The sequence below is a fragment of the Bacteroides sp. 2201st1_D9_2201SCRN_220225 genome (assembly GCF_040928965.1).
Taxonomy (GTDB): Bacteria; Bacteroidota; Bacteroidia; order Bacteroidales; family Bacteroidaceae; genus Bacteroides; species Bacteroides stercoris.
On the sequence record NZ_JBCODG010000084.1, the window covers coordinates 1 to 9,303 of the forward strand.

The window sequence follows — 9,303 nt, forward strand, 5'->3', positions numbered from 1 at the left end:
TAGTGTTTCCGAACCAGCTTTTGCCGGTTCTATTGTTTAACTTTTAATCTTTCGGTAAAAATTTACCGAAGTATTGTTAATCAGAATCAAAAAATTAAAATTAAGTTTTGGATTAAGCATTTTATGCTGAGGACAGGACTTTATGCATTATATTTTAATATTAAACGATTATGAGAATTTGTGTGTATTCATCATATGCATGGATAAAGATAGCCAATAATTATGGCTCTATATTGCAGTATTTTGCCTTGCAAAAATATTTGGAAAAATGTGGTCATCAGACTGCTTGGTTACGTTTTAATTCAGGTGATAAAGTTACGTTGAAATATAAGTTAGCAAATTTGTTATTGAAGCGAAAAGATAGAAATCGTAGCTATAAGCATCAAAATGTTGATGGCTTTCAATTGTTTGAAAACAAGTTCCTTTGTGAGACGAAACAGGAATATAATTCGTTTGCTCAATTGAAAAAAAATCCTCCCCAAGCAGATGCTTATATAACAGGTAGCGATCAAGTATGGGCTGGTCTTTCTCCTGAACGATATTTAGTTTTTGCTCCAAAAGGGACAAAGAAGATATCTTATGCAGCAAGTTTTGGAAGTCCTAAAACAGGTCTCCTAAATAAAATACTTTTTACATGGAGGTTAAAAGGTATGGATTATATATCTGTGAGAGAGAGAGCAGGAGTTGATTATTGCAAGACTTTTGGACGTGGCGATGCGGTTTGTGTATGTGATCCTTCACTATTGCTGTACAAAAGTGATTATGAAGCTTTTTTACAAAAAGGTAGAGTAGTTAAACAACCTTATATCTTTTCTTATTGGGTAAATCCGATAAACAGTTTAGAGGATATTTCATGGAAACATATTATAAATTATGCTGAAAGTAATAATATGGAGGTAATAACAACTGCTATTCAAGGCGCAGAGTTTGCTTTTGAACACAGTTCTTTGAAATCTCCTGACCCTTTAGAGTGGCTTCAATTGATACATGATGCTGGATATGTTATAACATCTTCTTTTCATGGTGTTGCTTTTAGTATTGTGATGAAAACTCCTTTCCTTGTTATTCCCCAAAAGGGAAATAGTTCTGCTGAAAATCTTAGATTTTATGATTTGTTAAAAAATTTAGGTTTGACAGAGCGCATATATGATGCGAAAAAGAATTTCATAACTCAACTCGAAGCGCAAATAGATTGGGATAATGTAGATGAACAAGTTAATAAGTTGAGAGTGAAATCTTTTGATTTTCTAAAGAAAGCATTATCTTAATATAAAGTCGGTGTAGATATGAAAAATAAGAAAAGACTATTAATATTCCATCCATATTTGGCAACTTATAGAATTGATGTATATAATCGGTTGGCTAAGGATTATGAAGTAAAGGTTATATTAACAGGTCATCCAAATGAAATATCAGGTTTGGGCTTTAACTTAGAGAAAATAAATGAGCAGGCTCAGTTTGATTATCATTATTACAATAAAGGAAGATATATAGGTCGGCATTTATTATCTACAATTTATTTTAAGGCTATAAAAGAGTTTAAGCCTGATGTTGTGTTGGCGCATGAATACGGTTTAAATACTTTAGCTGCTATTTGTAGCCGTTATTTTTATAAGTTTAGACTATTTATTACATGTGATGATAGTTTGCAGATGGCTGAATCTTATTCAGAGAACCGTAAACGTTTAAGAAACTTTGTAGTAAAACAGGTTGATGGTTTCCTTGTGGTAAGTACAAAAACTAAAATCTACCTTGAAAACCTTTATCCTAAGGCAAGGTGTAAATTTATATATTTTCCTATAATACAAGATGATATCTTGTTAGCGAAGAAAATTAATGCTAATAGGAAAAAAGCAGAGTCGTATAGTAATGAATATTCTATTGGGAATAAAAAAATATTGCTTTATGTTGGTAGATTTGTTTCGGTAAAAAACTTGCCTCTATTATTAAAAGCATATGCTGAAGTGAAGAAAGATGACAATTTATTGGTATTGGTTGGTGATGGAGAAATGAAATCGATTGTTGACAAAATGATTCACGAACTAGGGCTCGAAGATAATATACTGCAAACAGGAAGTTTATATGGTGATGATTTATATGCTTGGTATTATTTAGCAGATTTTTTTGTTTTAGCAAGCTATCAAGAGGCTTTCGGAGCTGTTGTGAATGAAGCTTTGGTTGGTGGTTGTTTTACTTTGGTTTCAGATCATGCAGGTGCACATACATTGATATCAGACGGTATAAATGGCTATGTATTTAAGAGTGATGATGAAAAGGATTTAAAGAAGAAGATGATATTGACTTTCGATAGGGCAAAAAAAGGTGGACACTGTAGCTTGATGCCAAAGAGTTTTGAAGAATTCTATCAAGATATTATTAATGGTTTTGAAAGTAAATAATATGTTTTTAATTCATTGTTTAAAGCGTTTTAGAGATTTGTATTATCAGCACATAGTTTGGCGGAAGTACAAAATAGGCAAAGGGTTTCACTGTGGACGCGGGGTGTTTATATGGGGGCGTAGTCGTATTGAGATAGGAAAGAACTTTTATATAGGTAAATATTCTATAATTGAGACCAATTGTGTTATAGGAGATAATGTGATAATTGCTAATAATGTTGGTATTGTAGGAAAGTATGACCATAATTATCAACAAATAGGTACGCCTGTCCGTTTATCAAAATGTATTCGAGATTTTGATTATAATTGGAAAGGAAGTAATGAAATAACATTTATCGGTAATGATGTGTGGATTGGTTACGGGGCTATTGTTATGAGCGGGGTTAATATTGCAGAAGGAACAATAATTGCCGCAGGAAGTGTTGTTACCCATGATACGGAGGCTTATTCCATTTATGCGGGTGTACCTGCCAAAAAAATTAGAGATAGATTTAATTCAGAAGAAGATAAAATAAATCATATTGCAGCAATAAATAATTAATAAATAGCGTTTTATCTGATTTTTTGTGGATTTCACGTAATGAATGAATTACTTCCAATATCATGTCCACAAATATGATGATAATTACTCAAAGGGCTTGGCAGACCTGTTGCCACACCCTTTAAAAGGATAAGGTATAATTTACAAAACTCATAAAAAGTAAAAAGATGTCTCGTGAAAAAAAGAACTTTTTTTATGAAAAAAGTTGAGTTTTTTTTAGAGACATCTCTTTGTATTTATAGCCCTTGAGATACAGGGTTATCTTTTATAAAATCAGCTTAGGAAATAAAGTCTTTACCCCTTCCCGATAGATACGTTGTGCGTTTTCCGGTGTTGTGAACTCTTTAAATGCGCTCAGAATGATCTCGTAGCTGTCTACCTCATAATTATGGAGCCCTTTTTTATGTCCTCAAGATAGTTTTGCTTCATGTGACAGGTGGAACGGAATGCCTCTCTTCGGATATCAAGCTGTTTCAGTTCTTTTTTGAGGAATGCACCGAATTCCGGATGATCGGAAATAAATCTGTTCGATTTCATAATAAATTTGTTTTAGTTAATAAAATAGAAATATTTGATTCCTGTACCTACATAGTGGGTACAGGTAATTTGGGTACAAAGGTATACCTTTGCAACAGTTTTTAAAACAATTTAAAATATAAATGCTATGAAAGCACATAAAACTACTCTTTCCGTACGGGAGCTGCAAAAGACCATAGGGCAGTGGAAAAGTCGGAAAATTACGGATTCCACCATTGCAAAGCTGTTGGAACTGATGTTGGGGATGACTGCCTACATGAACGAGGATGCGGTTTATCCTGTAGAGAATTTCTATGATATCAGCAAGGCGCTGAAGTTTAAGAACGCGCGGTATCTGGTGGAAGCGGTCAGGTTGAGCGGAGCGTTTGGCATCGTACCCGGCGACAATGTGTACGGGATGAGTTCGTTCTATTCCTACCTCTGGAAAGAGAAAGAAAAAACGGATGATTCCGCGGAAACTTTACCGGTAAAATTACCGCAGGAGGATATATATAATATATATACTATACAGGATAATAAGAATAATACATCCTCCGGAAGGATTTCTTCTGCGGAAAAAAGTCTGGAAGCCGCACGTAATTTCTTTCATCTCATCAACAAAAATCCGATGGATAAGATGCGGATTTTCACTCCGCTCATCGACGGCTTCCAGCAGAAGGAGGGACTGGCGCGCGAAGATGCCTGCGCCAACCTGGTGTACCTGGTGAACGAATTGCTGGTGCCTTACTTCGCAAGCCAGGAACGCTTTATGAAATCCACCCATGTAGGGCGGCTGTGCTGGCTGAACAACCTGCTGAAATCCGCCGGCGGGCTGCGGATGCTGAAAGATGCCACGGATGCCGGAAGGCGGCAACGGGTACAGAACCTTGCCGACATGCGGAGTGAACAACGCAACAACCATCCGCTCTGCGAGTTTGAGTGGACGGATAAGGAAAGCGGCCTGCGCTTTTACGATGACCCGCTGGAAGGGATGGTGAACATACCGGACAATGCACCGCCCCGCCCGGGAGCGGGAGCGGAGTGGAACGTGCTGAGTGGAAAATGGGGGGAGTTGTGAGTTATGAGTTATAAATTATAAATTTCGGAGGATGAAGCCGTTTTATTATTTGAGTGATTTTCCCGAGCGTAGAAGAGCGGGGAAGAATTATATAGCAGAGTGTCCCAAGTGCGGGAAAAAACATCTTGCCATTTCGCGCGATACGGGATTGTACTGCTGCTTTTATGCGGGGTGCGACTTTCACGGGAAGCTGAAGGACTTCTGGACAGAGCGCAGAAGCACGGGATGGCAGGATGCCGGGAGTCCGGTGGGAGCTTCGCCGATGGCGAAGGAAAGTGCCGGGAAAGGAGAGCCGGGCGGTATGGCATCGGCAGGCGGAGGGAACGCCGCATTTGAGGTGTCGATGATTCCCGAAGACTACAAGCGGCTGTCGCCTGAGGTAATTGCCAAAATCAAACCGCTGACCGATGACCCGGAGACTTCCGATACCGGACAGCTTGCCGCCCGCCGTTATCTTGCCGATATGGGAATCTCGTTGAAAACAGCCATCGACGCACGTATCGGCTGCCTGGTGCACCGCTGCTTCGGAGGCAAGGACAGCAAGGACGGAAAGGATAAAAAGAATGCTGCGGGGATGATGTACCAGTGCATCGCCTATGTGAACTATATCAACGGGCAGCCCGTCAACGTGAAGTACCGCTCGTGTGACGCCACTGCTTCCGGCTATACCAAATGTTGGAGCCAGGATTCGCCCACTACGCCTTGCCCGCCTTACAACATCGACTGCATTAACCCGCTGCTGATTGCCGAAGAGAATATTCCGCGCCTGATTGTCACCGAAGGGGAAAGGGATGTGCTGACGTTGCGCGAGGCGGGCTACCCGTATGTCATCAGCGTGCCCAACGGCGCGGCAAGCGACCTTTCCAAAGGCTTCGAGGCTTTCCGCCCCTGGCTGGACCGGGTGCAGGAGCTGGTGATTTGCGGCGACAGCGACCTGCCCGGAAGAACGCTTGTGAAGCATCTTGCCGACTATTTCGGTACGCGATGCCTGTTCACCGTCCTGCCCGGCGGCTGCAAGGACATATCCGACGTGCTTGTGGCGTACGGCGCCGATGTGGTGCGCGAGATTATCGGCTCGGCATGTCCGCACCGTACGTCGGACATCATCACCGTGAGCGAACGTGCGGATGAGATTATGAACGTGCTGAACGGCAATTACGACCACGGTTACGATGTGGGTTACGGTCCGCTTACCGACCGGGTGTTCCATCCAACCGACCAGGGCGGACTGATAATTGCCACCGGAAAGCCCAACAGCGGCAAGACGGATTTTCTGAACGACCTGACCTGCCGCCTCATGGCCAAGACGGGGCGTAACGTGTGCTACCTCTCCTTTGAGGTTCCCGACAAGAACAAACACATGGCAAATCTTATCCGCCTGATGCTGGGCAAGGTGAACACGGCGGCATACACCCGCGAACAGTTGCAGCCCATCGTCTCTTTCATGGACAGACACATGGTGCATCTGGACCTGCACGAGGTTTCGCCCACGCCCGCCAACATCATAGAGCGCGCGGAGCGGGTGAAACGTACCATGCCGCTGAAGTATCTCATCATCGACCCATATCTCTTTATGGAAATGGAAACCGGACGCTACAACACGGAGACGCAGGCCATCAAGGGCATGCTGACGCAGATGCAGGCGTGGGGGCGTAACAACGGTGTCTGGGTGATTATCGTGGCGCATCCCCGCAGCCTGAAAAAGCTGAACGGGAAGAACGAGCTGGAGGAGATAGACATGTATACCATTTCGGGCAGCGCCAACTGGGCGAACCTTGCCGATTTCATCTTTTCCATAAGCCGCATCGAGGAACCGGACAGGCGCTATACCCGGCTGGATATGTTGAAGGTGCGTGACCAGGATTTGTGCCGGACGGGAAGCGTGCTGTTTGTGAGGCAGCCGTGCGGGCGGTATGACGAACGGGAGTCGGAGGAACAGATAATGACCGAGATGCAGGGGAAGGTTCTGGATAAGGACAGGCTGCCGTGGATGGGGCTGGTAACCCCGTGAGTTTGCTCCTGAAAGACCGGGTGTTTGCTCCCGGAATGCCTTGTGTTTCAGGCTGGAATGCCCGGAGTTTCAGATGTAAACTCCGGGCATTCGGCTTTTAAACGCCTGGCTTTTCGGGGGCTATGGTTCTCCCAATGCTTCTACGATGACGTGCACCTGAATCGGAGTGTAGCACTTGGCATTGGGAAGCATGCCGGTGGCGGCAAGCTGTTCCAGGAGTCCGGGTTTGAAGGCTATCCAGCGGTTGAGCTTGCGGACGGCTGCCTTGGGCGTGATGTTGGGACTGTATAAGATTGCCAGCTCGCTTTTGCTGTAGCTGCGGGGGATGAAAGAGGATTTTTCCATATTCTTTATTACTTGTTTTTATGATGTAAAGTTAGTGAATATTAGTGGTTTGCGAAAGAAAAAAGGAGAGTTTATCGCGTCGTAAGGCGTCATAAGTTGCAGAAAAACGCTTTATGGTGTGCAATGATGTGCGAAGGAGCGGAAAGGGGCGGAAGCGGGTAGGGAAGGTGCTATCTTTGTATCGCCGGTCAGAAGAAAGGGCCCCTTCGGATTGAGCGATGAATGATTTACAATTAACAATTAAAACTTAAGAATTATGGCAACAGCATTGGTGGTACGCGCACAGCGCTACAAGAAGATTGGCGACAAGACGTCTCCGTTGGTTTATATCCTGAAAAGAAAACCGCGCGACGCGAAGATGTATGATTTGAAACGCATCTCGGAAGAAATAGAGGCTTTGGGAGGTATGTCGGCAGAGGATGTGCTGCACGTGGGCAAGGCAATTGTGAGAAACATGCGCGAGAAGCTGACCGACGGCAACAGTGTCCGTCTGGATGATTTCGGTATCTTCCGCACTTCGTTTCACTGTGTGGCTACGGAAAATCCCAAGGATTGTACGGTGAAGAATATTGACAAGGTGCGGATTAATTTCAAGGTCGCCACTACGCTCAGACTGGTGAACGACTCGGTTGCCACCACGAAGGGCGCACCCAACAATATCAATTTCGAGCTGGTGTCCGACGACAACAAGACATCGGGCGGCAGCGGCAACGGCGGCGGAAATGCCGGCGGTGAGGAAGAGAACCCGTTGGGATAAGGATAAGGTGTTTTGAATGATGAATTTTAAATTTTTAAATTGAAAAAAAGAAGTATGGGAAAAAGTAAAGGTTTTTGGGATACGATTTTGAAAGTGGTAATTGCAGTGGCTTCGGCTGTGCTGGGTGTGTTTGGTGCGAATGCGATGAACTATTAGGAGATGAGAGCGATTGACCTGATAGTAATCCATTGTAGCTCCACGCGCGAGAACTATGCGTTGACCGAACAGGCGCTGGAGGCTTCTCACAGGCTTATAGGGTTCGATGGAACGGGGTATCATTTCTATGTGCGGCGTGACGGAAGAGTCCTGGCTACCCGTCCGGTAAGCAAAGTGGGGGCGCATGTGCGGGGCTACAATGCTCACTCGATAGGCATCTGTTATGAAGGTGGGCTGGACCGTTACGGAAATCCGAAAGATACGAGGACAGAGTGGCAGCGACATTCGCTGAGTGTGCTGGTGGGAAAGTTATTACAGGAATATCCCGGTACGTGTGTAGTGGGGCACAGAGACCTCAGTCCCGACCTGAACGGAAACGGGGAAGTGGAACCCATGGAGTGGACCAAGCAATGTCCCTGCTTTGATGTAGGGAAGGAATTCTGATAGCGGGATGCTGAAAAGGCTGTAGGGTGATAGTAAAATCATCGTACAGCCTTTTCTTCTTGTTGCCTCCTCTTCTGTATCTCTTTTGCCTTCTATATTTCTTTTGTCTTTTTGTTCTTTTGTCCTTCCATTCCCTCCCCCTTTTTCTCGACAAATCCTATAGGTACATCCACATGCGCACACCCCAACATATCCAGCCGCACAGCAACTTTACTTTTCCCGTTCACAGTGATAAGCTCCCCTTCGAGTCCGGCAAGCGGCCCTTTTATTACTTTCACGGCATCGCCGGGAGCCAGTGGGGCGCTGCACATTTCCACCGCTTCGGGGCTGTAGTCGAGCATGAAGCGGAACCGGTCCATCTGTTCGTCGGGGATGACGGCGGGAGTGCTTTCGCCGCGCAGTACCATATAGCGGCTGACCGCCTGCAGGCTCAGGGGGAGAGGCCGTTCCTGCGGAGTGACATGCACGAATATCATCATGGGAATCACAAGACAGTCTACCCGTTTGCGGCGGTCGCTCCACTGGCGGATCTCGCTCTGGACGGGCAGGTAGCACTCGATGCCCATAGCGGCAAGCCGTTGTGCAGTCTTTTTCTCAAGGCACGACTGTACATAGGCCACCAGCCATTGGCGGGATGCTGTATTGGTTTTTGTTTCTATGTGATTCGTATTCTGCATTGTTTTTTACGTTCGGTTGGGTTAAAAAGTATGCCGGGCAGCAGCGCTCTGCTGCCACAGCATACAAGCAAACAAACAAAAAATAAGCCCGGAAACAAGGACAGCATTGCATGTAGAAGTTCCCCAGGCTTATGGGGTGAATATCTTATTTCGAATCGGAAGTATCGCCATAACCGTACCCGTAGCCATAGCCGTATTTCTTGCCGTAGCCGTAGTACCTGCCGTACTTGCCGTAGCCGTAATAGTAGCCGTACTTCTTCTTTTTCATGTCCAGGCCGTTGATAACGGTGCACAGACCGGGCAAACGCTTGTTGGCGTACAGCTCGTTGATGAGCTGGTAGTCGTTCTTATGCGTATAGTCGGCACGGCATACGTAAAC

Annotated in this window: 11 protein-coding genes; 8 read left to right on the forward strand and 3 right to left on the reverse strand. The window is 44.9% G+C overall.

All coding sequences use genetic code 11. The features are described 5' to 3' along the window. The first annotated feature begins 170 nt into the window (after window positions 1–170). The 5 genes from AB5903_RS19405 (at window position 171) to AB5903_RS19425 (ending at window position 6,545) form a co-directional block, all read left to right on the forward strand. Window positions 171–1,268, forward strand: a complete 1,098-nt coding sequence (locus AB5903_RS19405; RefSeq protein ID WP_117907211.1) for a polysaccharide pyruvyl transferase family protein — start codon at window positions 171–173, stop codon at window positions 1,266–1,268. Window positions 1,269–1,286: 18 nt separating this feature from the next. After that, complete coding sequence (locus tag AB5903_RS19410; RefSeq protein WP_118086816.1) at window positions 1,287–2,399, forward strand: glycosyltransferase family 4 protein; 1,113 nt, start codon at window positions 1,287–1,289, stop codon at window positions 2,397–2,399. After that, window positions 2,380–2,940 (forward strand): hypothetical protein, encoded by a 561-nt coding sequence (locus AB5903_RS19415; RefSeq protein ID WP_368118122.1) that lies wholly within the window; start codon window positions 2,380–2,382, stop codon window positions 2,938–2,940. Before AB5903_RS19410 ends, AB5903_RS19415 begins: the two co-directional genes overlap by 20 nt. A gap of 664 nt (window positions 2,941–3,604) precedes the next feature. Further along, window positions 3,605–4,534: a hypothetical protein gene (locus tag AB5903_RS19420; RefSeq protein ID WP_368118123.1), complete on the forward strand. Its 930-nt coding sequence runs from the start codon at window positions 3,605–3,607 to the stop codon at window positions 4,532–4,534. A 31-nt stretch (window positions 4,535–4,565) separates the two neighbouring features. Further along, window positions 4,566–6,545, forward strand: a complete 1,980-nt coding sequence (locus tag AB5903_RS19425; RefSeq protein ID WP_368118124.1) for an AAA family ATPase — start codon at window positions 4,566–4,568, stop codon at window positions 6,543–6,545. A gap of 120 nt (window positions 6,546–6,665) precedes the next feature. Here AB5903_RS19425 and AB5903_RS19430 read toward each other — a convergent pair whose 3' ends face one another. Next, a complete protein-coding gene (locus AB5903_RS19430; RefSeq protein WP_117908023.1) occupies window positions 6,666–6,890 on the reverse strand; it encodes a DUF4248 domain-containing protein in 225 nt (74 codons plus the stop codon). A 256-nt stretch (window positions 6,891–7,146) separates the two neighbouring features. On the opposite strand from AB5903_RS19430, the gene AB5903_RS19435 reads away from it, so the two are divergent. The 3 genes from AB5903_RS19435 to AB5903_RS19445 are packed head-to-tail and all read left to right on the forward strand — an operon-like array spanning window position 7,147 to window position 8,247. After that, window positions 7,147–7,647: a DNA-binding protein gene (locus AB5903_RS19435; RefSeq protein WP_117908025.1), complete on the forward strand. Its 501-nt coding sequence runs from the start codon at window positions 7,147–7,149 to the stop codon at window positions 7,645–7,647. Window positions 7,648–7,701: 54 nt separating this feature from the next. Next, window positions 7,702–7,803, forward strand: coding sequence for a smalltalk protein (locus AB5903_RS19440; protein ID WP_151878525.1), 102 nt, complete (start codon window positions 7,702–7,704; stop codon window positions 7,801–7,803). 3 nt (window positions 7,804–7,806) lie between these two features. Beyond that, window positions 7,807–8,247, forward strand: coding sequence for an N-acetylmuramoyl-L-alanine amidase (locus tag AB5903_RS19445; protein ID WP_117666971.1), 441 nt, complete (start codon window positions 7,807–7,809; stop codon window positions 8,245–8,247). Window positions 8,248–8,339: 92 nt separating this feature from the next. Here the strand turns inward: AB5903_RS19445 and AB5903_RS19450 are convergent, their stop codons facing one another. Together AB5903_RS19450 and AB5903_RS19455 are read right to left on the reverse strand one after the other, a co-directional pair. After that, window positions 8,340–8,924, reverse strand: a complete 585-nt coding sequence (locus AB5903_RS19450; protein WP_368118125.1) for a UpxY family transcription antiterminator — start codon at window positions 8,922–8,924, stop codon at window positions 8,340–8,342. A gap of 145 nt (window positions 8,925–9,069) precedes the next feature. Beyond that, window positions 9,070–9,303 (reverse strand): hypothetical protein (locus tag AB5903_RS19455; protein ID WP_368118126.1); only part of this gene is annotated, 234 nt, incomplete at its 5' end.